Here is a 22,729-nt window from a genome sequence, read left to right on the forward strand (position 1 = left end):
TACATAATTTTGTATAAAATAAGATAAACGAGGGAATACCCTTGCTGTGGTGAAAACACAGTTATTGGGAATTAAGCCGAAAGTCGAAGGTGATTTTAATGTTTGAGATTCTCTCATGGATTATTCGATATGCTTTTATTGGTTTAATCTATTATTTTATTTACAGTGTCATTCGGCTAATCTATTTAGATATTCAATCAATAGCCAAACGAGGCAAAAAAGGGCAGGAGGGTGCCTATCTGAAGCTGGTTAATCGGAAGGATAGACTTGATTTTGAAATACATGAGTTTTATGATTTAAAGGAAATCACCACCGTTGGCCGGAATAAGGAGAATGATATTATCTTGATGGACAAGTATATTTCGTCCTTCCATTGTAAGATTACCATGGATGAAGGGGCCTACTTTCTTGAGGACCTGGAGAGTGTCAATGGAACCTATTTAAACAGTACTAAAATACAGGATGTTGTAGAGCTGAAAAATGGTGATCGAATTGGTTTTGGTCAGGTGGAATTCCTGTTCGTAAAAGAGGTGGATTAAATTGTTTATCAAGAAAATCATAATAGGCAGGCCCATAAACCTTCTAATACTGATTAACCTGTTGTTTTTTGGCCTGTTGTTCATCATGATCGGACCCTATGATCGAACCATTCCCATTGCCGGAGCGCTGTTAACCAGCCTGATGGTAATATGCTACTATATTATTGTCAAGGGCCAAATGGGAGATCAATATATCTTTATCATCATATCTGTCCTTTCCAGTCTTGGCGTGGTTATGCTCTATCGGCTCAATCCCCATTATGGAATCAAGCAAATAACCTGGTATGGCTTAGGTGTATTCCTGTACTTTATGGCATATTTTATTTTTCGGTGGATTCAACAGTGGGATCAATGGGTATACGGGTATCTGGCGGGGGGCATATTCCTCTTTGCCATTACCTTTCTGCTGGGAAGTACCGTTAAAGGGGCCATCAATTGGATTAAAATAGGGAATTTTACCTTTCAGCCGGCTGAAATCATTAAGCTTTTTTATTTGTTCTTTTTAGCATCCTATTTCAAATATCCGGAAAAGCTTAAAAATGAATATATTTTTTGTGGACTGGTATACCTTCACATTATGCTTCTGTTTTTGCAGCGGGATTTAGGTATGGCCATGCTCTTTTATGGTCTTTTTATCAGTATCTACTATATCTACTATCAAAACCGAAGACTATTTTTTTATAATGTTGGAGCTTCGGCTGTTATGAGTGTCTTTGCCTATTTAACCATGGGCCATGTTCAGGTGCGATTTGAGGCATGGCTGAACCCCTGGAAGGATATTTCGGGCCGAGGCTACCAAATTACCCAATCTCTTTTTGCCATTGCTGAAGGGGGCTTTTTCGGTAAAGGCCTGGGACTAGGCAGCCCCGACTATATTCCCGAGGTCCATACAGATTTTATTTTTTCCGCCATCTGTGAAGAATTGGGAATCTTCGGCGGAATGGCGGTGGTGCTTTTGTATTTTATTTTAATCTATCGTGGGTTTAAAATCACCTTTACAATTCAAGAGACCTTTAAACGAATTGTAGCCCTGGGCATTACCCTTATTTATGGGTATCAAACCTTCATCATTATAGGCGGGGTGATTAAGCTGATTCCCCTGACGGGAATTACACTACCCTTTATCAGCTATGGAGGCAGTTCTCTGGTATCGGCCTTTATCGCCTTTGGTATTTTACAAGCTCTGTCTAAAAAAATTCCAGAACGAGAGGAGTTTGTAGAAAGTGGAGAGCAATAGAAAAATTATTCATTTAATTATATTAACTAGTCTGCTGTTTTTAAGCATCATTGTTTACCTTACGTATTTTCAAATATTCCAGTCGGCAGCCATTGTTAAAAATCCCTACAACAGAAGGCAGTGGCTTCGGGAGGAAAATACCGTAAGGGGTACCATTTATGATCGTAATGGCACCGTATTGGCCGAAACCCTTGAGGGGGAAACTACCAGAAGCTATCCCTATCATCAGCTCTATAGCCACCTGGTGGGGTATAGTCATAAGCAATATGGCCGTTCCGGCATTGAGGCCTATTATAATGACGAGCTGCTGGGGCTAACCAATGATCAGCTGGTATTAAAAATCATTGATCGGTTCCATAATGAGAAAATTAAGGGGAATCATTTGTATTTAACTATAAATCATCAATTACAGGTAAAGGCCCATGGGCTAATGGAGGGAAAGAGGGGGGCTGTGGTGGCCATGGACCCCAAGACCGGTGAAATTCTGGCAATGGTCAGCAAGCCAGATTTTAACCCCAATCAATTAGTTGAAACCTGGGAAGCCCTCATTAATGATGAAGGAAGTCCTCTCTTAAACAGAGGCATTTCAGGGCTTTACCCCCCTGGCTCCACCTTTAAGCCCATTATGGCGGCAGCAGTATTGGAGAACCCTGAAATTCAAAGGGAGCATGACTGTACCGGCAGCTTTGTGGTAGACGGCTATACCCTGTCAGATTATGATCCCAGTGGTCACGGCTATTTAGACCTGAGGGGATCCCTGGTGGTGTCATGCAACACTAGCTTTGCTAAGATGGCCCTGGAGCTGGGAGATCAACGGGTGATGGAAATCGCCAGACGGTTTTTAATGGACAGTAATTTGGAGGCTGATTTTCCGCTGCAGCGGAACCGCTTCCCCTATCAAAGTCTACAGCCGACAGAGCTGGCTGCGGTTTCCATTGGTCAGGGAAAGCTGCTGGTAACACCCCTGCATATGGCCGCAGTGGCGTCGACCTTTGCCAATGACGGAATGATGCCCCAGCCTCGAATAGTGAAGGAAATTAAAGGCGCTGATGGAAAACAGCTTAGGGAAAGGGAGGTACAATTGAACCAGGTGCTGGAGCCGGAGATTGCCCAAGGGGTTAAAGAAATGATGGTGGCGGTGGTCAATGAGGGAACTGGTAAAAATGCTGCCATCAGTGGAGTAAGGGTGGCTGGAAAAACCGGTACCGCCCAAAATGAATCGGGTGAAAACCATGCATGGTTTATTGGCTTTGCACCGGCAGAGAATCCCCAGATTGCCGTGGCAGTCTTATTGGAGCAGGAGGGAAGCTCTGGCGGGGCGGCGGCGGCCCCCATCGCAAGGGAACTGATGAGAGAAGCTTTGAGAAGAGGTGTATTAGATTAATGGAAACAATGATTTATGAAATAGATGATGATGATTTAGACTCCCCTTCCCTGGGGAAATGTGCTGATATTTTACGCCGGGGAGGAACAGTGGCCTTCCCAACAGAAACGGTTTATGGTTTGGGCGCCAATGGCCTGATGCCGGAGGCCATTCGAAAAATTTATCAGGTTAAGGGCAGGCCCTCTGATAATCCTTTAATCCTTCATATTGCCCATATAGCAGAAATTCAATCCCTGGTGGAGACGATTCCCCAGGGTGCCCAAGCTGTTATGGATGAATTTTGGCCGGGGCCATTAACCTTAATTTTTAAAAAAAGTCCATTGGTTCCGTCTGAAATAACGGGCGGGCTGGATACGGTGGCCATTAGAATGCCCAGTCATCCCATTGCCCGAAGATTAATTGAGCTGGCAGGGATTCCCCTTGCCGCTCCCAGTGCCAACCTGTCGGGAAAACCCAGTCCCACAGCGTCTCAGCATGTGATGAAGGATTTAAAGGGCAGAGTCGATGCCATTGTGGCCGGCGGCAACTGTGAGATTGGTCTGGAATCTACCGTATTGGATATGACCCAGGAGTCCCCTATGATTTTAAGACCCGGGGGAGTCACAAGGGAAATGCTGCTGCAGGTTTTACCCCAGGTATCGGAGGACCCGACCCTGAAGGGAGCAATGGACCCCCATATGATTCCCAAGGCACCGGGCATGAAATATACCCATTATGCCCCTGAGGCTTCAGTTATTTTGGTAAATGGAGCTGTGGACAAGGCGGTAGACAAAATAAAAGCCCTGGCCCAAAGACATAGCGGAGCAGGCCTCAGGGTAGGAATCATCTGCAGTGATGAAACAAGACATTATTATGACGAAGACTGGGTGATCAAGAGTATCGGCAGCCGTCAAGACCCTAAGACCATTGCAGTTAACCTTTTTAAAATTCTTAGGGAATTTGATGAAACCGATGTACAAATTATTTTGTCAGAGACGGTTGAGGCGGTGGGTCTGGGACAAGCCGTCATGAATCGTCTCTTGAAGGCCTCTGGTTATCAATTAATTCAGGTATAGAAGGAGGAAATCAGATGAAAAAGCTATTATTTGTCTGCACAGGAAATACCTGTAGAAGCAGTATGGCCGAGGCATTGTTTAAGCAGCTCCAATCGAGGGCTGAGGCGTTAGGAAAGATTCAGGTCATTTCAGCGGGCACAGGGGCTGTCAAGGGAGAAAAGGCATCGCCCCAGGCCATTGAGGTAATGAACGAGAGGGGAATTTCGCTAAAAGGGCACCGATCTACCCCCTTGACAAAGAAATTGATTGATGAGTCAGATTTGATTTTAACCATGACCACCAACCATAAAAAACAGGTGCTGGAGCTGGCCCCTCAGGCTAGAGGTAAGGTTTTTACACTACGGGAATATGTTGAGGGGGGCGAAGGGATTGATACGGTACTGGATGAGATGAATCATATCTATCAAATTATTGACCAAAGGAAAAAAGCATTTCTAGAGGTCAATGAAAAACGATTGATGGAATTGAAGGACAGGCGCAGGGAGCTGATTCGACAGCTGGAAGCCATTGATAATGAAGTCAATTGTCTGGAAGCGGATTTTAGAGAGGAGATAAAGGATCTGGAGGCCCAATTAGTGAATTTGAAAAGCAGGATCCCCCAGCTGGACATACAGGACCCCTTCGGTCAGCCAGTACAGGTGTATCGACAATGTGCCGTGGAAATAGAGGAAATGATTAAAAAACTGATTAACAAATTAAATGAATAATCTATGCAGGAAATCTGCAAATTATGTAGAATAGTATATAGGTTTGAGATTTTGTCGAAGGGAAGTGTTGTGATGAAAATCGCTTTAGGAAGTGACCATGGGGGCTATCATCTAAAGGAAGCAATTAAGGCCCATTTAAAGAAGCGGGGCCTGGAAATCGAAGATTTTGGTACAAAGTCCACTGATTCCTGTGATTATCCTCACTTTGCCCTGGCTGTGGGAGAGGCCGTGGCAAGGGGAGAATTTCAACGGGGTATACTGGTTTGTGGAACGGGAATCGGCGTATCGATTGCAGCCAACAAAATACCTGGAATCAGGTGTGCACTGGTGGGAGATTGCTTCTCGGCCAAAGCAACACGACTACACAATGACACCAATGTGCTGGCCCTGGGGGGGCGAGTCCTGGGGGAAGGCTTAGCCCTTGAAATTGTTGATATATGGTTGAACACATCCTATGAAGGCGGTAGACATCAAAATAGGCTGGACTTAATCACAGAGATAGAAAAAAAGTATGGCAAACATGAGGGGGAAAAGTGAAGCAATAGGAAAAATGAAAAGGGGATTTCCAGAAGGGTTCTTTGGGAATTCCCTTTTTAGGAACAAAATGAAGAGGGAGGAAAAAATATGAGTAAAGTGGTTGTAATTGACCATCCATTGATTCAGCATAAGTTAACCTTAATTCGAGATAAAAACACCGGGTCTAAGGAATTTAGAGAGCTGGTGAAGGAAGTATCTATGTTAATGGGGTATGAAATCACAAGGGACCTTCCCCTTCAGGAGGTAGAAATAGAAACTCCCGTGTGTGCAACAAAATCTAAGGCCCTGGCGGGGAAAAAACTGGGTATTGTACCGATTTTAAGGGCAGGCTTGGGGATGGTTGACGGAATATTAGAGCTGATTCCTGCCGCCAAGGTGGGTCATGTGGGCCTGTATCGTGATCCCGAAACCCTGGTGCCGGTGGAATACTACTGTAAGCTCCCCAGTGACGTGGTTGAACGGGACCTGATTGTGTTGGACCCTATGCTGGCAACAGGAGGCTCGGCCGCTGCAGCCATACGATTTTTAAAGGAAAAGGGTGCGGTTAATATTAAGCTGGTTTGTTTAATCGCCTCGCCGGAGGGAATAGAAGCAGTTCAGAAAACCCATAGCGATGTCGATATTTATGTAGCAGCCATTGATGAAAAACTCAATGATCACGCCTATATTGTACCGGGACTGGGTGATGCCGGAGATCGGTTGTTCGGAACAAAATAACTAAAAAAGGCATAGATTCTATGCCTTTTTTTTGATGTTTTTAAAATACTTAATTTATTAAATTTTAGCGACAAAGTATAATTGAAATAGAAATTGTGCTAAAATAGAATGAAATGGATAAGTTATATGGAAAAGGGGGATGGGGATGCGCCCTTCTTGGGATCAATACTTTATGGAGATGGCTGAAATCGCCAAGAAACGCTCTACCTGCGGTAGAAGACAGGTGGGTGCCGTCCTGGTGAAGGACAAACGGGTGCTGGCCAGCGGCTACAATGGTGCCCCCAGTGGAATTCAACACTGTAGTCAGGTGGGATGCCTCCGAGACCGGTTAAAGGTGCCCTCAGGGGAACGACATGAGCTTTGCAGAGGGATCCATGCAGAGCAGAACGCCATTGTACAGGCGGCTTATCATGGTGTGGCCATTCAAGGGGCAACCCTCTATGTAACCCATCAGCCCTGCAGCCTTTGTGCTAAAATCATTATTAATGCAGGGATTAAACGGGTGGTGTTTCAAGGGGAGTATCCCGATGAAATGTCAAGGGAAATGCTTGAAGAAGCAGAAATAATTTTAGAAAAATACACCGGTTAAGGAAGTTGCCCCCATTGATTTTTACCTGAAAATAATGTAAGATGTTAAAATAGGTTAAAACCAACTTTAGGAGTGGAAACATGGAAAAATACCTTATTGCTTTTGTGGTTTCCGTTACAATTGCATATATATTAACTCCCTATGCCATCAAGTTGGCCTATCGGATTGGAGCCATAGATGTACCTAAGGATAATCGCCGGGTACATAACAAGCCTATCCCCAGATTAGGGGGAGCAGCGATTTATGCCTCCTTTTTGGTGACTTCCCTGGTAATGGCTCCCCTAAGCCGAGAGCTTTTGGGGATATTAGTTGGAGCCACAATTATTGTTTTTATGGGAATGGTTGATGATGTAAAGCCCATTTCTGCAAAATGGAAGCTGTTGGTTCAAATCATTGCTTCTTTAGTGGTTATCTTTAGTGATGTCAGAATTGAGTACATTAGAGGAGTCATTAATTTAGGTGCCTTTAGTATTCCGGCCACAATTTTTTGGATCGTAGGGATTACCAATGCTGTTAACCTGATTGACGGTCTTGACGGCCTGGCGGCAGGTGTAGGGATCATCGCTTCCCTTTCCCTGGCCTTTGTATCCTTCTCCAATGTCCTTCCAGGCATGACAGAGGTAACGCTGTTGCTGGTTATCCTTGCAGGAAGTGCAACCGGGTTTTTACCATATAATTTTAACCCGGCTAAAATCTTTATGGGTGATACCGGTGCTTTATTAATTGGATTTTTACTGGCCACCATTTCGGTAGAAGGGGTTCTTAAGAGTGCTGCTACCATTGCTGTGGTGATTCCGGTTCTGGCCCTGGGAGTACCTGTACTGGATACGGCCTTTGCCATTACCCGAAGGCTGTTAAATAAGAGGCCCATTATGGAGGCCGACAAGGGACATCTGCATCATCGACTTTTAGATCTGGGTCTTTCCCAAAAACAGACGGTATTGATCCTGTATTTAATCAGCTCCTTCCTGGGGGCCAGTGCGGTCTTTATTTCAGATGTCAGTAAGAAGACGGCCTATGGTATTCTTGTGGTACTGGCCTTAATTATCGCCTATGGGGCCGTTAAGTTTGGCTTGATTAAAGAAGGTGCAAAAAATAAAGTCAACGTAAATGTTAAATAAATTGAATGAAGATAGACTGTCTGCTATTATGTCAAAATAGCCCAGCAATCCAATGTATGAAGGTCATACCTGTGGTTGTTGGGCTATTTATATACCAAATAAAGGTGAATATAGTAAATAAATGGAATCATCAAGGGAATAATACAGATATAGCAGATGGGACAAGACATCTTGATACTTGATTTATTCAGGGCTTTCCTGTAAAATTGTAAATGTCTTAAAATTCATTTAATTGATTATTTAAAGGGGATATATTATGAAAATTGCAGTAATAGATGGCCAGGGCGGCGGACTGGGAAGGACAATCATAGAAAAAATGAAAAATCAGCTAAAGTCAGATAATTTAGAGATTATTGCCCTGGGCACCAATTCCCTGGCTACCTCAAATATGATGAAGGCGGGGGCCCATTCCGGTGCTACAGGTGAAAATGCCATAAAGGTAATGGCCAACAGGGTCGATGTCATAGTTGGTCCCTTGGCAATCCTTGTGGCCAATGCCATGATGGGGGAAATAACCTCTGAAATGGCCGCAGCCGTGGCCAGTAGCCCCGCCCAGAAAATGATATTACCCATGAATCGTTGTGGTATCTTCGTTGCAGGCATTAAAGAGTTAAACATGACAGAGATGATTGACAGCCTAATACTACAGCTAAGCAGAATGACCTTCTAAAGAGATAAATGTTTTTCACATTGGCAAGAGGAATACTGTATCCTTTGTAGAAGTGTTTTTATAGGACAATAGGAAGCAGACCATTCTGTGGGCACGGTTAATGAGGAGGAAAAAAATGAGGCAATTTAAGATTATGACTATTTTTGGTACCAGGCCGGAAGCCATTAAGATGGCCCCGTTAATTAAGGAAATGGAGAAAAGAGAAGAGATCCAGTCCCTTGTCTGTGTGACCGCTCAGCATCGGGAGATGCTGGATATGGTTTTATCACTATTTCATATAAAGCCTGATTATGACCTGAATTTAATGAAGCATGGTCAATCCTTATCAGATATTGCTGTGGGCGTATTGAAGGGAATGGAAGCGGTATTAAAGGAGGCAAGACCCGATTTAGTACTGGTTCATGGAGATACCTCCACTACCTTTATCGGCGCCCTGGCGGCCTTTTATCAGCAGATTAAGATCGGGCATGTAGAGGCCGGCTTAAGAAGCGGTAACATTTATTCGCCCTACCCTGAGGAAATGAACAGAAGGCTCACAAGCGGCCTGGTGAACTATCACTTTGCTCCGACCCAGGGGAATCGCGATAATTTAATAAGAGAGGGTATTTCTCCCGAAGGTATTTTTGTGACGGGTAACACAGTCATCGATGCGCTGCTGGCGGTGGTAAATGACCAGTATCATTTCCAAAATGAGGCCTTAAACAAAATCGATTATAAAAATCAAAAAGTAATCGTCATGACCTGCCATCGACGGGAAAACTGGGGTAAGCCCATGGAAAACATTTTTCATGCAGTCAAAAGGATCCTTGAAGACAATCAAGATACGGCATTGATATACCCGGTGCATATGAACCCCAATATCAGAAGGCTCGCAGATGATATTCTGGGGCAAACAGATCGGGTTCACCTAATTGAACCGCTGGAATATGAGGATTTTGCAAATTTACTTAATAAGTCCTATCTTATTTTAACCGATTCAGGCGGTATCCAGGAGGAAGCCCCCTCTTTGGGTAAGCCAATCCTGGTATTAAGGGAGGAAACCGAGCGGCCGGAGGCCGTTAAGGCAGGAACTGTAAAGGTAGTTGGCACAGAGCTTGAAGCAATTATAAAAGAAACAGAGGCCCTTTTAAGCAGTCAGGTGGCCTATGATCGTATGGCAAATGCCGTTAACCCCTATGGTACTGGAAATTCTGCTAAGCTGATAGTAGAAGCCCTGCTGAGGCAATTAAAAAAAGATCTAAATTGATGCTGAAGAAGTGATAAAAAATGGTTGTTATTTATTTAACATAAAAACCTAGTTCTTTATTACTAAAATGAAATTGTTTGAATTTTGTAGAGGAGTTTAACATGATCGTGTCGAAATAAATTTTTTAGTAATTTTAAACCATTAGATAAATATATCCTAATTAATTTTCATGAATATAAAAACTTAAATACCAATAAATATTCAAGGGTTAATGATAAAAAAATATCAAATTTGGTTTCCCAAAATGGTTAGGTCATTGTTAATGGGAATGAAGGAGCCTTGAAGGGTGAAAAATATGTCAAAGCATACCTTAGAAAATATCGCCTTAATTAGTCAAATCGGCATAGCAATGCTTGTGCCCATAATTGGAGGAGTATATCTTGGAAGGTGGATAGACAACAGGCTGAATACTCAGCCAATCTTTTTATTTGTATTTATTCTGTTAGGAATTGCAGGCTCCTTCAGCAGTTTGTTTAAGCTAGCCCTGGGCAAGCCTGGGAAGCGAGGGAAGTGACATGGATGAAACCGTACAACAGCTTCAAAGAAGAATTATAAAGGGAGCAATTATCCTTAATATTGTGGTAAGTATAGGAGCCGTTTTTCTAATGGAATTTCCCAAACCCTTTGTGGTAGGAACTATTTTCGGCACCCTGGTGGGGATATTAAATTTCAGACTCCTGTATTTGACCTTAAACCGAGCAGTAAAAATGCAGCCCCATAGGGCTCAGATCCATGCCGTAACCAATTATTTCATGAGATATTTCATAACTGGGGCGGTGCTCTATGTTTCCATTCAAAGACCTCATATCAACGTGCTTGGTACAATTGTTGGTTTGATTGCCATCAAACTGGTAATTTTAAAATATCAACTATTTAATGACAAGGATTTTTTCTTAAGAATTTTCAAAAGAAAGGAGGAAAAGTAAATGGAATTTGGTGCCAAGATATTATATGAAATACCCATTTTAGGTGGAATACCGATAACCGAAACGGTGGTTAATACATGGATTATCATGGCGATCCTTACAGTTTTGGCCTTTGTAACCACCAGACGCTTTGAAAAGATTCCCAAGGGTGTTCAAAATGTGGTTGAGGCCCTGGTTGAAATTATTAATAACTTTACCGCCTCGACTATGGGAGAAAATAAAAGGGTATTCAGTGCCTATATGGGAACTCTTTTTGTTTTTCTTGTCTTCGCCAATCTGTTAGGACTGGTGGGCCTAAGGCCCCCGACTGCTGATTTAAATACCACCTTTGCCTTATCCCTGATTACCTTTGTAATTATCCATTATCAAGGGATTAGAAAGGGCGGCCTTGGGGGATATTTAAAGGGTTACTTTGAACCGTTTCCCCTGCTGATGCCCATTAACCTGATAGGCGAAATTGCCTTGCCAATTTCCCTGGCTTTCCGTCTATTTGGTAATATTGTGGGAGGGTTAATCATCATGGCCCTGATCTACAGTGGTCTGGCAGCCATTTTCAGTATTGGTCCTATCCCCATTCTGCAAGCAGGGATTCCAGCGGTACTGCACATGTATTTTGATGTGTTTTCAGGGGTCCTTCAAACCTTTATCTTTATGATGATTTCTATGATTTACATTTCCAACGCCATGGATTAAATTGTTTTTAATTCGGATTTTATTTTATCCAATTAAAATAAACCTAATTATGAAAATTAAAGGAGGAATTATATTATGGAAGGAATTACAGGAAGAGAGTTAATTTTAGCAGCATCTGCAATCGGAGCAGGTCTGGCGGCCATCGCTGGTATTGGTCCTGGGATTGGTCAGGGTTATGCCGCCGGTAAAGGTGCCGAGGCAGTAGGAAGACAGCCTGAAGCCCAGGGAGATATTATTAAAACCATGCTTTTAGGACAAGCCGTTGCTGAAACAACAGGTATTTATGGATTAATTATTGCCCTAATCCTATTATTTGCTAACCCATTGGTATAGCAGGCAGAGGTTAATCGGGGGACAAAAACTGCTCCCCCTCATTCTTACCCAAGTATTCCATGAAGGGAGGCAAAACAGTGCAGGATTTAGTAAGTATAAACTGGAGCATTGTGTTCCAGCTTCTCAATACAATTATTATCTTTGTAGTCCTTAGAAAGCTGCTATTTAAGCCCGTAACAGAGTTTATGGAAAAGCGCCAAAAGGGCATTGAAGATTCAATATTGGATGCTGAGGCTAAAAATAAGGAAGCTGAAGCGCTAATGGCCCAATACGAACAAAGGCTGAATGATATTAAGCAGGAAAGAAATGAAATTATCAAAGAAGCCACTAAACGAGCCGAGGAGCGGGGCGGTGAAATTGTTAAAAAGGCAGAAGCAGAAGCTAAAAAGCTCCTTGAAAAGGCCAGCGTTGATATTCAAAGAGAAAAGCAAAAAGCCTTAAATGAGCTGAAGGAGCAAATGTCTGAGCTGGTCATTATGGCTGCTGCCAAGGTGATTAATAAGGAGCTGGATGCTAATCAGCATGATGAAATAATCAAACAATTTATTGATGAGGTAGGGGAAGCAAAATGGCAGAATTAGTAGGAAGCAGATATGCAAGTGCCCTTTATGCGGTTTCCCTGGAATTGAACAAGGAGCAAATTTTCAAAGAAGAGCTCCTGGGTATTATTGAGCTTCTTAAGGCTCATCCTCAGTTTGACCAGCTGTTAAAATCTCCTCAAATTCATGCCCAGGAAAAAAAGGATATTATTGCAAAAATCCTTCAAGGCCGAATTAGCCAAGAGGTACTGAATTTTCTGTATATCCTGGTAGACAAAAGAAGACAAAATCATTTACAAGATATAGTACAAGCCTATGTGGCCATGGTAGAGGAAGCCAATAATATGGTAGAGGCAGTGGCGATAACCGCTAAGCCCATGGAGGCTGCTGAAATAGAACGGTTACAAGCCAAGCTTTCCATGACCTCCGGCAAAAACATTACACTGAAAAATGAAATTGATCACAAAATCATGGGTGGTGTACTCATTCAAATTGGTGATAAGATCATTGATGGAACGGTAAAAAACCGTTTATCGCAGATGAAGGAGCAGCTTTCGCAAATTATAGTATAGGATAGGGGTGATATAACGTGAATCTCAGACCCGAAGAGATAAGCTCCATCATTCAGGAGCAAATTAAACGATATGAAAATAAATTAGAAGTTAAAGATGTAGGTACTGTTATTCAGGTGGGGGATGGTATTGCAAGAATCCATGGCCTTGACAATTGTATGGCCGGTGAGCTTTTGGAATTCCCCGGAAATGTCTATGGGATGGCGTTAAACCTCGAAGAAGACAACGTAGGTTGTGTACTTTTGGGGTCCGATGATAATATTAAAGAGGGAGATATCGTAAAGCGAACCCAAAGAATTGTTGAGGTGCCTGTTGGTGAAGCCCTCCTGGGGCGGGTAGTCAATGCTTTAGGGCAGCCTATTGACGGAAAGGGCCCCATTAACAGTACCCAGTACCGGGAAATTGAAAAGGTGGCCCCGGGAATCATTAAAAGAAAATCGGTTCATGAGCCCTTACAGACGGGTATTAAGGCCATTGACTCAATGATCCCCATCGGCAGAGGCCAGCGGGAATTAATTATCGGTGACAGACAAACCGGTAAAACTGCCATTGCCATTGATACCATCATCAATCAAAAGAACACCGATGTTCTTTGTATTTATGTGGCCATTGGGCAGAAGAAGTCTACTGTAGCACAAATTTATGATGTACTATCTCAAAATGGTGCTATGGATTACACCATTATTGTTTCGGCATCGGCCAGTGAATTGGCACCGCTGCAATATATAGCACCCTATGCCGGCTGCGCCATGGGTGAAGAATTTATGGAAAATGGAAAGCATGTATTAATTATTTATGATGACCTGTCCAAGCATGCCGTTGCCTACCGGGCCATGTCCCTGTTATTACGCCGGCCGCCGGGTCGTGAAGCCTATCCGGGCGATGTCTTCTATCTTCATAGCCGGCTTTTGGAAAGGGCTGCAAAGCTAAGTGATGTAAATGGCGGCGGTTCCCTGACGGCATTACCGATTATAGAAACCCAATCGGGTGACGTTTCTGCCTATATTCCAACAAATGTAATCTCCATCACAGATGGACAAATTTTCCTTGAATCAGAGCTGTTCCATTCCGGTGTTCGTCCGGCGGTTAACCCTGGTATATCGGTATCGAGGGTTGGCGGTAGCGCCCAAATTAAGGCCATGAAAAAGGTTGCGGGAAAACTAAGGCTGGAATTGGCCCAGTATAGAGAGCTGGCGGCCTTTGCCCAGTTCGGTTCTGACCTGGATAAGGAAACCCAGGAACGATTGGCTCAAGGGGAAAGAATTGTTGAAATTCTGAAGCAGCTCCAGTATCGTCCTGTGCCTGTAGAAGAGCAGGTTATGATTATATACGCTGTTACCAACAAATATCTAACCGATATTCCATTAAATAAGGTGGGGGAATTTGAAGCTCAGCTTCTGGAGCATATAAGAAATCAGTATGCAGAAATTGGCCAAACCATTACTGCTACAGGTAATCTAAGTGAAGAAGCAGAGACTAAGCTGAAGAAGGCCATTGAAGAATTTAAAGCACAATTCAAGGCCCAAGTGGAATAGTCAGGTAGGCCGTTAACCGGGAGGTGAAATTTTGGCTGGACTTGGAATGCGTGATATTAAGCGAAGAATTAAAAGTGTCAACAGTACAAAGCAAATTACCAAGGCAATGGAGCTGGTTTCCTCTGCCAAGCTGAGAAAGGCAAAGGAGGAACTGGAAAAAACAAAGCCTTACTTTAATATGCTGGAAGAAACCATTCAGGATATATTTTTGAACACCAAGGGAATACAGCATCCCTTTGTGAATCCCCGGGAGGTCGAGAAAACCGCTTACATTGTTATATCTGCCGATCGGGGCCTGTGCGGCGGCTATAATGCCAATGTGATTAAGGCGGCCCAGCAGCATATGGCTGAAAAACCCAACAAATCAGTTATTACCGTTGGAACAAAGGCCAGGGATTTCTTTAAAAAGCGAGGCTATGACCTGGACGGTGAATTTAACTATGTAACAGAAAATCCATCCTACAGCACAGCCCAGAGCATTAGCCGCTTAAGCCTTGAGCTCTTTAAGCAAGGGCTGGTGGATGAAGTCTATCTTGTCTTTACTGAATTTATCAGCACCATCAATCAAAAACCCAAGCTGATTAAACTGCTGCCCTTAGAAATTGAGGTGCCGGCAGACGAGAGTAAAAAGGAAAGCAAAACCCTAATGGCCTATGAGCCTTCCCCCGAGGTGGTATTAGATTATCTAGTACCTAAATATCTGGATGGAATGGTTTTTGGTGCCCTGGTGGAATCCTCCACCAGCCAGCAGGCGGCACGAAGGGTAGCCATGGAAAGTGCCACAGATAATGCAGAGGAAATGATTGATGGGCTAAAGCTGCAATATAATCGTGCAAGGCAGGCCTCTATTACTCAAGAAATAGCAGAAATCGTAGGGGGAGCAGAGGCATTGAAGTAATCGAAAAACAGCCTATTCCCGAGGGACTTTAGGTTAGAAGGAGGTAAAGTAATGGCTGCAGGAAATGTCGGCAAAGTGGTTCAAATTATTGGACCAGTTATGGATATACGATTTGACAGAGACCATTTACCGGCTTTGTTGAATGCGATAGAAATCAATGGCGAAAAGGAAAAGGTTACGGCTGAGGTTGCCCAACATATTGGTGATGAGATTGTACGCTGCGTGGCAATGAAATCAACTGATGGCCTGGTACGTGGTATGGATGCCATTGATACGGGAAAACCAATTACAGTGCCTGTGGGTCAGGCAACCCTGGGCAGAATTTTTAATGTACTGGGGGAAGTAGTGGATGAAAAGGAGCCGGTTCTCTCAGAATTTAACGCTCCAATCCATCGTTCTGCGCCTGAATTCGATGAGCAGGAAACTGCAACAGAAATATTTGAAACAGGAATTAAGGTAATCGACTTAATTGCCCCCTATGCCAAGGGTGGTAAAATCGGTCTCTTTGGAGGGGCTGGTGTTGGTAAGACGGTACTGATTCAAGAATTAATCAATAACATTGCCAAGGAGCACGGCGGTTTATCGGTTTTTGCAGGGGTTGGTGAACGTACCCGGGAAGGGAACGACCTGTATCATGAAATGATTGATTCTGGAGTTATTGATAAAACCGCTCTGGTTTATGGTCAGATGAATGAGCCTCCCGGGGCGAGAATGAGGGTGGCCTTAACCGGCTTGACCATGGCTGAATACTTCCGAGATCAGGAAGGACAAGACGTGCTTTTGTTCATAGATAATATATTCCGTTTTACCCAGGCAGGTAGTGAGGTTTCAGCCCTTTTAGGCCGTATGCCCAGTGCCGTAGGCTATCAGCCTACCCTGGCTACAGAAATGGGGGCCCTTCAGGAAAGAATCACCTCCACTAAAAAAGGTTCAATTACATCGGTACAGGCCGTTTATGTTCCTGCCGATGACTTAACCGACCCGGCCCCTGCCACCACCTTTGCCCATCTGGATGCAACCACCGTATTGTCCAGGCAAATTTCGGAGTTAGGTATTTATCCGGCAGTGGATCCCCTTGATTCCACCTCAAGAATCCTCGACCCTATTGTTGTAGGGGAAGAGCATTATCGAGTGGCCCGGGGGGTACAGGAGGTATTGCAAAGATATAAGGAGCTGCAGGATATCATTGCCATTCTGGGGATGGATGAGCTTTCAGATGAAGATAAGATGACCGTGGCCAGGGCCAGAAGAATTCAAAGGTTCCTGTCTCAGCCCTTCCACGTGGCAGAAGAATTTACAGGTACTCCCGGTAAATATGTGCCCCTTTCTGAAACAATACGGGGCTTTAAGGAAATATTGGAGGGTAAGCATGATGACCTGCCAGAATCTGCCTTCCTGTTTGTAGGAACCATTGATGAGGCGGTTGAAAAGGCTAAAGGGAAGTAGGTGATTGGATGGCTGCCAAGTTTCATCTACAGATCATCACACCGAATCGAACTTTTTTCGATGAAGAGGTGGAGATGGTGGTTTTAAGAACGGTTGAGGGAGATTTAGGAATCCTGAAGAACCATATCCCCCTGGTAACACCCCTGTCCATTGGTAAGTTAAAACTGATTGCCGATGGACAAACTAGAGAAGCTGCCATAGCAGGGGGTTTTGTACATGTAGATCGAGAAAAAACCGTAGTCATTACCGATGCTGCGGAATGGCCGGAGGAAATAGATGTTAACCGGGCCCAGGAGGCCAGGAATCGAGCCGAAGGTCGAATAAAATCCCAAGGGGGCGAAGTAGATACCCTGAGGGCGGAAATTGCCCTTAAAAAGGCCCTGAATCGTATTGATGTGGCCAATAAGAGATAATAAAAAAACGTCTGTCAGCAGACGTTTTTTTATTATCTCAATTACGGTTAGATTATTAAATTAAAATGAGATGATGTCAAAGGGCTGCTCCTCAGGTGTGGTGGTCTCAATGGTAATAAATAGCTTAATAGGTAAGCATATAATTACCTGATAGGGTTCGCTGATCCATCCCATATCAGTATGAATTGACAGGGGTGAAATACCCTCTGGCAAACGATGAAGCTTGACACGGCCATCCTTCATTTCTAGGGTACCCGTATATTCCTGGGAACCATAGGTGAAGTCAAATTCAATCAGCTCCGATTCCTCGCTATCCACCAGGGGAAAGGTATAAATTACCTCACCGTCTAAATTAACAATAATTTTTTTACCTTCAGCTTCAGTGTTTAACAACCTCGGAATGGCAAAGATTGAAGCAATGCTGGCAACGACTAAAAAAAGAATTAAGAGTTTATCGGCAGTTGTCATGAATTTCATTGAAATCCTCCTAACTAATGGCAGCCTATGGCGCTGCTACACCTATTATAAACCATTTAGGCCAGGTTGACAAATAATCTTTCGAATAAAGCAACCCTAAAGAGGGCATTTTATATAAAGATGAAAAATACCACTTTGACATAGAAGTTTTTTTGAATATAATAGATACAATAACGACAAAAGGGGGAGACACCATGGCAGAGCATGATGAATTGAGAAAAACCGTTGAATATGGCCTTAAGGGAGCACCTGAATTAAAGGCGGATGAAAAGAGAATATGGTTAGGAGAATTTCGTGAACGGGTGGTCTTAGGTATTCCCCTGGGTGAAATTAATAAAGAGGAAACCCTCGGTTATGTGGGCGAAGCCTTAAAAAATCCTGATGCCAAACGATTAATCCTCAATAATAAAATTTCAATGGAAAAGCAGGGCAGCTATATGAAGCTGGCAAAGGAGGCCAACATAGAATACAAGGCAATCTCCACCGAGGCAAGGGAGGCCATGGGGATTGTGGTAGCCAGCGACAAGCCTGTAGACTATCAAGAAGTGATTCCCACCATTAAGGAAATACCGATAAAATTCAGGGGCAGGGGGTCCAAGCGTCTTTGTTCAAAACACATGGAGGAGCTAAAAGAAATTTCACCTCACTTTGCAAAAGAATTTAAGCCCCTTTCCTTCCTCGACAGACTGCTGGGAACAGGCTGCAAAGCCTGTCAGGGGGAGAAAAAGGATTCATAAAATAAAAAAATCATTAATTAACCAAGTTTTTTTATCAGCAATGTATAAGGCCCTTACAATTGTCAATAATTAAAATACAAAGAGAAGAGAGTAAGTTGTCAGGAAGATGTTTTTTGTCCCCCTTTAACATCGGCGTGCAACCTTGTTCTCTTCTCTTTTTAATGTAGACGTATTAGACAGGAGGGCAAAGAAATGAGAAAAATCTTATTTTATGGTATAATAATTTTACTTTTAGTGGCCGTTATTGACGGCTCTCAAGCGTACATATTTAAAGGAGCTGCTTCGGAAGGAACCGAGGCCGAGGTTCTTTTAAGGACCCTGGAGGCCAGTGGTATGGATGTTTTAACCTCAAATGTTTTTACATCCCTTCATTTGCCTGATGCTGCCTATACCATGGAGGAACTGGATGCCATGGTAGATCATTTAATGACAGCCTTGAAATTTGAGGGGGAAATAATGAATTTATCGCATCAGGAATATTATCCGCCTTTATATGAATATGAAGGAGGAGCCGATTTTGAAAAGGGCTTCAATCGAATTTATATTGAAAGACAAGAAGATATTGGAACAAAACAAATATTAGCCACCAAAGTGGATGAAATGGGCAATACAACGGTATTAAAGCTTTATTCTGCTGCCTGGGAGGATATAAAAGAATCGTATATTATTATTGACATCGTCCAAAATAAAAGATATAAAGATATAGGAGCAATAATTAAGGAAAATAAGACCCTGCTCCAGGAGTTTGGAGATACCATCGAAACAACAGCAACGATTACTGCAGTCAGTCCAGGCAAAAAGACAGGGGCTGAAAACCAAAAATTAATGAATAAACTGATTGAAGCTTCGGGTGCCATAAGGGTGGATGAAGCGGCTGATGATCATTACCACAGTGTCACCCTATATACACCGGCTATTGATTGGGCCCTAGCGTATAATGGAAAAAGGGTAAACCTTCAGCTGGCAACTCGATATAATGATTATGAGAAGAAAACCTATTTGTGGATCGCAACTCCATTGATCACCAACACCTATTAAAAACCAGGGATAAGGGATGATTGAATGCTGGCAATGGAAAGAGAGGAAACGAGATTGGCTAAAATTATAATAGAAAAGAGCGGCCCCCTTAAGGGGACTGTAAGAGTAAGCGGCGCCAAGAACTCAGTATTACCTATATTGGCTGCCTCCTTATTGGCAACAGAAAAATGCCTGTTAGAAGATGTACCTGATTTAAATGATGTAGATGTAATTTGTGAGGTTCTGGCATGTCTGGGGGCCGATGTGAAAAGACTTGACCGTGAACGAATAGAAGTAAATGCCTCCTCCATCGACAATTTTGAAGCTCCCTATGAGCTGGTTAGAAAAATGAGGGCATCCTTCCTGGTAATGGGGCCCCTGTTGGCAAGAATGGGGGAAGCAAGAATTTCAATGCCCGGGGGCTGTGCCATTGGAACCAGGCCAATTGACCTGCATCTTAAGGGCTTTAAGGCCCTGGGGGCAGAAATTACCCTTGGTCATGGATTTGTTGAGGCTAAGGCCGATAAGCTCATAGGTACCAAAATCTATTTAGATTTCCCCAGTGTCGGGGCTACTGAAAATATCATGATGGCAGCCGTATTGGCTGAAGGGCAAACAATAATAGAAAATGCCGCCGAAGAACCTGAAATTACTGATCTGGCTAATTTCTTAAATAAAATGGGTGCCCAGATTATGGGGGCCGGTACCGATACCATCCGAATCAATGGAGTGAAAAAACTAAAGGGTGCTACCCATACCGTCATACCAGATCGAATTGAGGCAGGTACCTATATGGTGGCTGCTGCTATAACCGGTGGAAATGTATTGGTGGATAATGTTGTGGCTGATCATTTAAAGCCGGTTATTGCCAAGCTTAAGGAATGTGATATGGAGGTCTATGAAGAGGGCAGCGGCATCAGGGTAATTGGAAAAGAGAGGCCAAAGGCGGTTGACATTAAAACCCTGCCTTACCCGGGATTCCCAACAGATATGCAGGCGCAGTTTATGGCCTTAATGAGTATTGCCGAAGGAACCAGTGTTTTCATTGAAACGGTTTTTGAAAATCGTTTTATGCATGTTCGTGAGCTGGAACGTATGGGAGCCAATATCAAAATAGAAGGCCGCAGTGCTGTTGTTGAGGGAAAGAGAAAGCTATTGGGGGCACCGGTTAAGGCAACCGATTTGAGGGCCGGGGCTGCATTGATTTTAGCAGGCCTGGTTTCAGAGGGAAAAACAGAAATTACCAATACCAATCACATTGACAGAGGTTATGTAGATATAGAAGAGAAGCTGCGCAATCTAGGAGCCAGGATTTATCGAATAGAGGGAGAAGATGGAATAGAATAGGTTCTAAACCCTTCGAAGCGATCATATACCTTATTATAGTCTTAAGATAAGGAGATATGCTGCATGAAGGGTATTTTTTTTGCGATTTTGTCTATGATCATTACCACCCTGCTGATTCCTATGTTAATTGTCACCAGCTGTGAATTGAATGCGCCCATAAGAGACAAGCCAAGACAGGAAACCGTTGAATCGGATCTGGCGTTGAAGGTATTAAATCATGAAACAGGAGAAATTATGGAGCTATATCTGGAGGATTACCTATTGAACGTAGTGGCTGCTGAGATGCCAGCTGCCTTTGAGTTGGAAGCCTTGAAGGCCCAAGCTGTGGCTGCAAGGACCTATGCTGTTTGGAAATTAAATTCCTATCCTGATAAAAATAATCCCCACCATCCGGGGGCTGATCTGTGTACCAGTCATACCCATTGTCAAGAGTGGCTTTCAAAGGAAGTCCTCAGGGAACGTCATGGTCGCCTGTGGATGTATCAATATTGGCCAAAAATAGAAAAGGCAGTTGAAGAAACCAGAGGGATCATTATGACCTATGATATGAAGCCTATTGAACCCCTCTATCATTCGACCAGTGGTGGACAGACGGAAAATTCAGAGGATGTTTTTGCATCGGCCCTGCCCTATTTAAGAAGTGTTTCCAGCCCCTATGAAGAGCGTTCCCCAGTATTAGTCGATCGGCTGTCGATTAATATTTCCCAATTTATTGATACCCTTAATCAAAAGCAAGCAGAGCTGGGACTGAAGGCTGACAGCCTTGGCAGCCAAATATCGATTCTGGAAAGGACCAATGGAGGAAGTGTTCGGAGGATAAAAATAGGCAACGGCGAGTTTACCGGCAGAGAAATTAGAGAGATTTTCGGCCTCAGGTCAGCTAACTTTGAATTTGAAATTAGAGACGGTGAAATTTGCTTCATTACCCGGGGCTATGGCCATGGAGTAGGAATGAGTCAATGGGGGGCCAATGGCATGGCCGAAAGGGGCCATAGCTATGAAGAAATTTTAAAGCATTATTACTTTGGTGTGACCCTCAGTAAGCTGCAAAGCTATATTCATTAATGAAAATAATCCACCTACCTTGTATGAAAGCCATGAAAATGGTGATAATAGCAAATGGAGGTGGATTTTATGTCATTTGACAACAACCAAGATAATAATAAGAAAAATCAAAAGAAATCATTGTATCAGTTTTTAGACAAGGAGGGCTTCTATATTATTTTATTCCTCTGTGTCTGCATAGTTGCAGTCACTGCCATATGGGTATCAAATCAAAATCAGGATCCCCAAATGGTAGAGGAGCCTCCCTTGGTAGACCAGGAACAGTCCTTGGTGGAGGGACCATCAGAGGAAGAAGAACCTGAGAGCAGCGAAACCTTTGAGAATGTGTCGCCAAAGAAGGATGAGGCGGAGGAGGAAAAAACCGCAGCACCAGAGGCTGATACAGATGAGGAGCCTCAATCTGATTCAGAAGAAAAGACTGAATCAGATTCAGAGGAAACTGCCATGGATGAGGCACCAGTTCAAGGTGGCATCACTGAAGTAATGGCATTGCCTGTCATTGGAAGGATTGGACTGCCCTATGCCGATGACCGATTAGTTTATCATAAAACCCTGGATCAATGGAGCACCCATAAGGGGGTTGATATCCTTGCCGATGAGGGAACTCCTGTCAGGGCTGCCCTGCCGGGTGAAGTAATCGAGGTGGTTAATGATACCATCATGGGAATCACCATTACCTTAGCCCATGAAGGAGATGTTTTAACCCGCTACAGCAACTTATCCACCGATGCTATGGTTCAGGTGGGAGATTATGTTACCAAGGGTCAAATCATTAGTGGTGTTGGCAGAACTGCCTCAATTAAATCAGAAGAGGGGCCTTTGCTGCACTTCCAAGTCATTGTTGATAGCCGTACGGTTGATCCACAGCTGTATTTACCGAAAAACTAGCTCACATATACTGTATTTTGCCGAATAAAGCCAATTGTCTT

27 protein-coding genes are annotated in these 22,729 nt (G+C 43.5%); 26 read left to right on the top strand and 1 reads right to left on the bottom strand.

What is annotated here, in order from left to right; translation table 11 throughout:
- The first annotated feature begins 98 nt into the window (after positions 1-98).
- From ACYQ1I_RS07920 to ACYQ1I_RS08020, 21 genes are all read left to right on the top strand, one after another.
- Positions 99-539, top strand: coding sequence for an FHA domain-containing protein (locus ACYQ1I_RS07920; protein WP_459764072.1), 441 nt, complete (start codon positions 99-101; stop codon positions 537-539).
- Between the two features lies 1 nt (position 540).
- A complete protein-coding gene (locus tag ACYQ1I_RS07925; RefSeq protein WP_459764074.1) occupies positions 541-1,776 on the top strand; it encodes an FtsW/RodA/SpoVE family cell cycle protein in 1,236 nt (411 codons plus the stop codon).
- Positions 1,763-3,160, top strand: coding sequence for a peptidoglycan D,D-transpeptidase FtsI family protein (locus ACYQ1I_RS07930; RefSeq protein ID WP_459764076.1), 1,398 nt, complete (start codon positions 1,763-1,765; stop codon positions 3,158-3,160). The genes ACYQ1I_RS07925 and ACYQ1I_RS07930 overlap by 14 nt, the downstream gene beginning before the upstream one ends.
- Entirely contained in the window at positions 3,160-4,215 is a 1,056-nt protein-coding gene (locus ACYQ1I_RS07935; RefSeq protein WP_459764078.1) for an L-threonylcarbamoyladenylate synthase, read from the top strand. Before ACYQ1I_RS07930 ends, ACYQ1I_RS07935 begins: the two co-directional genes overlap by 1 nt.
- Before the next feature lie 14 nt (positions 4,216-4,229).
- On the top strand, positions 4,230-4,922 hold the full coding sequence (locus tag ACYQ1I_RS07940; protein WP_459764080.1) for a low molecular weight protein arginine phosphatase: 693 nt from the start codon (positions 4,230-4,232) through the stop codon (positions 4,920-4,922).
- 72 nt (positions 4,923-4,994) lie between these two features.
- Positions 4,995-5,459 (top strand): ribose 5-phosphate isomerase B, encoded by a 465-nt coding sequence (gene rpiB / locus ACYQ1I_RS07945; protein WP_459764082.1) that lies wholly within the window; start codon positions 4,995-4,997, stop codon positions 5,457-5,459.
- Between the two features lie 87 nt (positions 5,460-5,546).
- Positions 5,547-6,176 (top strand): uracil phosphoribosyltransferase, encoded by a 630-nt coding sequence (upp, locus tag ACYQ1I_RS07950; protein WP_459764084.1) that lies wholly within the window; start codon positions 5,547-5,549, stop codon positions 6,174-6,176.
- 145 nt (positions 6,177-6,321) lie between these two features.
- Positions 6,322-6,765, top strand: a complete 444-nt coding sequence (locus ACYQ1I_RS07955; RefSeq protein WP_459764086.1) for a deoxycytidylate deaminase — start codon at positions 6,322-6,324, stop codon at positions 6,763-6,765.
- An 80-nt stretch (positions 6,766-6,845) separates the two neighbouring features.
- Complete coding sequence (locus tag ACYQ1I_RS07960; protein WP_459764088.1) at positions 6,846-7,886, top strand: MraY family glycosyltransferase; 1,041 nt, start codon at positions 6,846-6,848, stop codon at positions 7,884-7,886.
- Between the two features lie 256 nt (positions 7,887-8,142).
- Positions 8,143-8,556: a DUF3842 family protein gene (locus ACYQ1I_RS07965; protein ID WP_459764090.1), complete on the top strand. Its 414-nt coding sequence runs from the start codon at positions 8,143-8,145 to the stop codon at positions 8,554-8,556.
- Positions 8,557-8,671: 115 nt separating this feature from the next.
- Positions 8,672-9,802 carry a non-hydrolyzing UDP-N-acetylglucosamine 2-epimerase gene (gene wecB, locus ACYQ1I_RS07970; protein WP_459764092.1) on the top strand — a complete coding sequence of 377 codons (1,131 nt, stop codon included), beginning with the start codon at positions 8,672-8,674 and terminating at the stop codon, positions 9,800-9,802.
- A gap of 295 nt (positions 9,803-10,097) precedes the next feature.
- On the top strand, positions 10,098-10,316 hold the full coding sequence (locus ACYQ1I_RS07975; RefSeq protein ID WP_459765320.1) for an AtpZ/AtpI family protein: 219 nt from the start codon (positions 10,098-10,100) through the stop codon (positions 10,314-10,316).
- 1 nt (position 10,317) lies between these two features.
- Complete coding sequence (locus tag ACYQ1I_RS07980) at positions 10,318-10,728, top strand: ATP synthase subunit I (RefSeq protein WP_459764094.1); 411 nt, start codon at positions 10,318-10,320, stop codon at positions 10,726-10,728.
- On the top strand, positions 10,729-11,421 hold the full coding sequence (gene atpB, locus ACYQ1I_RS07985) for a F0F1 ATP synthase subunit A (RefSeq protein WP_459764096.1): 693 nt from the start codon (positions 10,729-10,731) through the stop codon (positions 11,419-11,421).
- A gap of 75 nt (positions 11,422-11,496) precedes the next feature.
- On the top strand, positions 11,497-11,754 hold the full coding sequence (gene atpE, locus ACYQ1I_RS07990) for an ATP synthase F0 subunit C (protein ID WP_459764098.1): 258 nt from the start codon (positions 11,497-11,499) through the stop codon (positions 11,752-11,754).
- A gap of 77 nt (positions 11,755-11,831) precedes the next feature.
- Positions 11,832-12,335 carry a F0F1 ATP synthase subunit B gene (gene atpF, locus ACYQ1I_RS07995; RefSeq protein ID WP_459764100.1) on the top strand — a complete coding sequence of 168 codons (504 nt, stop codon included), beginning with the start codon at positions 11,832-11,834 and terminating at the stop codon, positions 12,333-12,335.
- Complete coding sequence (locus ACYQ1I_RS08000; RefSeq protein WP_459764102.1) at positions 12,323-12,865, top strand: F0F1 ATP synthase subunit delta; 543 nt, start codon at positions 12,323-12,325, stop codon at positions 12,863-12,865. Before atpF ends, ACYQ1I_RS08000 begins: the two co-directional genes overlap by 13 nt.
- A 17-nt stretch (positions 12,866-12,882) precedes the next feature.
- On the top strand, positions 12,883-14,400 hold the full coding sequence (gene atpA / locus ACYQ1I_RS08005; protein ID WP_459764104.1) for a F0F1 ATP synthase subunit alpha: 1,518 nt from the start codon (positions 12,883-12,885) through the stop codon (positions 14,398-14,400).
- A gap of 31 nt (positions 14,401-14,431) precedes the next feature.
- Positions 14,432-15,298, top strand: a complete 867-nt coding sequence (gene atpG, locus ACYQ1I_RS08010; RefSeq protein ID WP_459764105.1) for an ATP synthase F1 subunit gamma — start codon at positions 14,432-14,434, stop codon at positions 15,296-15,298.
- A gap of 51 nt (positions 15,299-15,349) precedes the next feature.
- A complete protein-coding gene (gene atpD, locus ACYQ1I_RS08015; protein ID WP_459764107.1) occupies positions 15,350-16,744 on the top strand; it encodes a F0F1 ATP synthase subunit beta in 1,395 nt (464 codons plus the stop codon).
- 8 nt (positions 16,745-16,752) lie between these two features.
- On the top strand, positions 16,753-17,157 hold the full coding sequence (locus ACYQ1I_RS08020) for a F0F1 ATP synthase subunit epsilon (protein WP_459764109.1): 405 nt from the start codon (positions 16,753-16,755) through the stop codon (positions 17,155-17,157).
- Between the two features lie 60 nt (positions 17,158-17,217).
- Here the strand turns inward: ACYQ1I_RS08020 and ACYQ1I_RS08025 are convergent, their stop codons facing one another.
- Entirely contained in the window at positions 17,218-17,634 is a 417-nt protein-coding gene (locus ACYQ1I_RS08025; RefSeq protein WP_459764111.1) for a NusG domain II-containing protein, read from the bottom strand.
- 194 nt (positions 17,635-17,828) lie between these two features.
- Here ACYQ1I_RS08025 and ACYQ1I_RS08030 point away from each other — a divergent pair, with 194 nt between their 5' ends.
- From ACYQ1I_RS08030 to ACYQ1I_RS08050, 5 genes are all read left to right on the top strand, one after another.
- The gene (locus tag ACYQ1I_RS08030; protein WP_459764113.1) at positions 17,829-18,371 is read left to right on the top strand and encodes a YueI family protein; all 543 of its coding nucleotides are present in this window, start codon (positions 17,829-17,831) and stop codon (positions 18,369-18,371) included.
- A 192-nt stretch (positions 18,372-18,563) separates the two neighbouring features.
- Positions 18,564-19,409: a YwmB family TATA-box binding protein gene (locus ACYQ1I_RS08035; protein ID WP_459764115.1), complete on the top strand. Its 846-nt coding sequence runs from the start codon at positions 18,564-18,566 to the stop codon at positions 19,407-19,409.
- Between the two features lie 54 nt (positions 19,410-19,463).
- Positions 19,464-20,735, top strand: coding sequence for a UDP-N-acetylglucosamine 1-carboxyvinyltransferase (gene murA, locus ACYQ1I_RS08040; protein ID WP_459765322.1), 1,272 nt, complete (start codon positions 19,464-19,466; stop codon positions 20,733-20,735).
- Positions 20,736-20,798: 63 nt separating this feature from the next.
- Positions 20,799-21,800: a stage II sporulation protein D gene (spoIID, locus tag ACYQ1I_RS08045; protein WP_459764117.1), complete on the top strand. Its 1,002-nt coding sequence runs from the start codon at positions 20,799-20,801 to the stop codon at positions 21,798-21,800.
- Positions 21,801-21,869: 69 nt separating this feature from the next.
- Positions 21,870-22,688, top strand: a complete 819-nt coding sequence (locus ACYQ1I_RS08050; protein ID WP_459764118.1) for a peptidoglycan DD-metalloendopeptidase family protein — start codon at positions 21,870-21,872, stop codon at positions 22,686-22,688.
- Positions 22,689-22,729 lie beyond the last annotated feature (41 nt).

Source organism: Alkaliphilus crotonatoxidans (genome assembly GCF_054658015.1).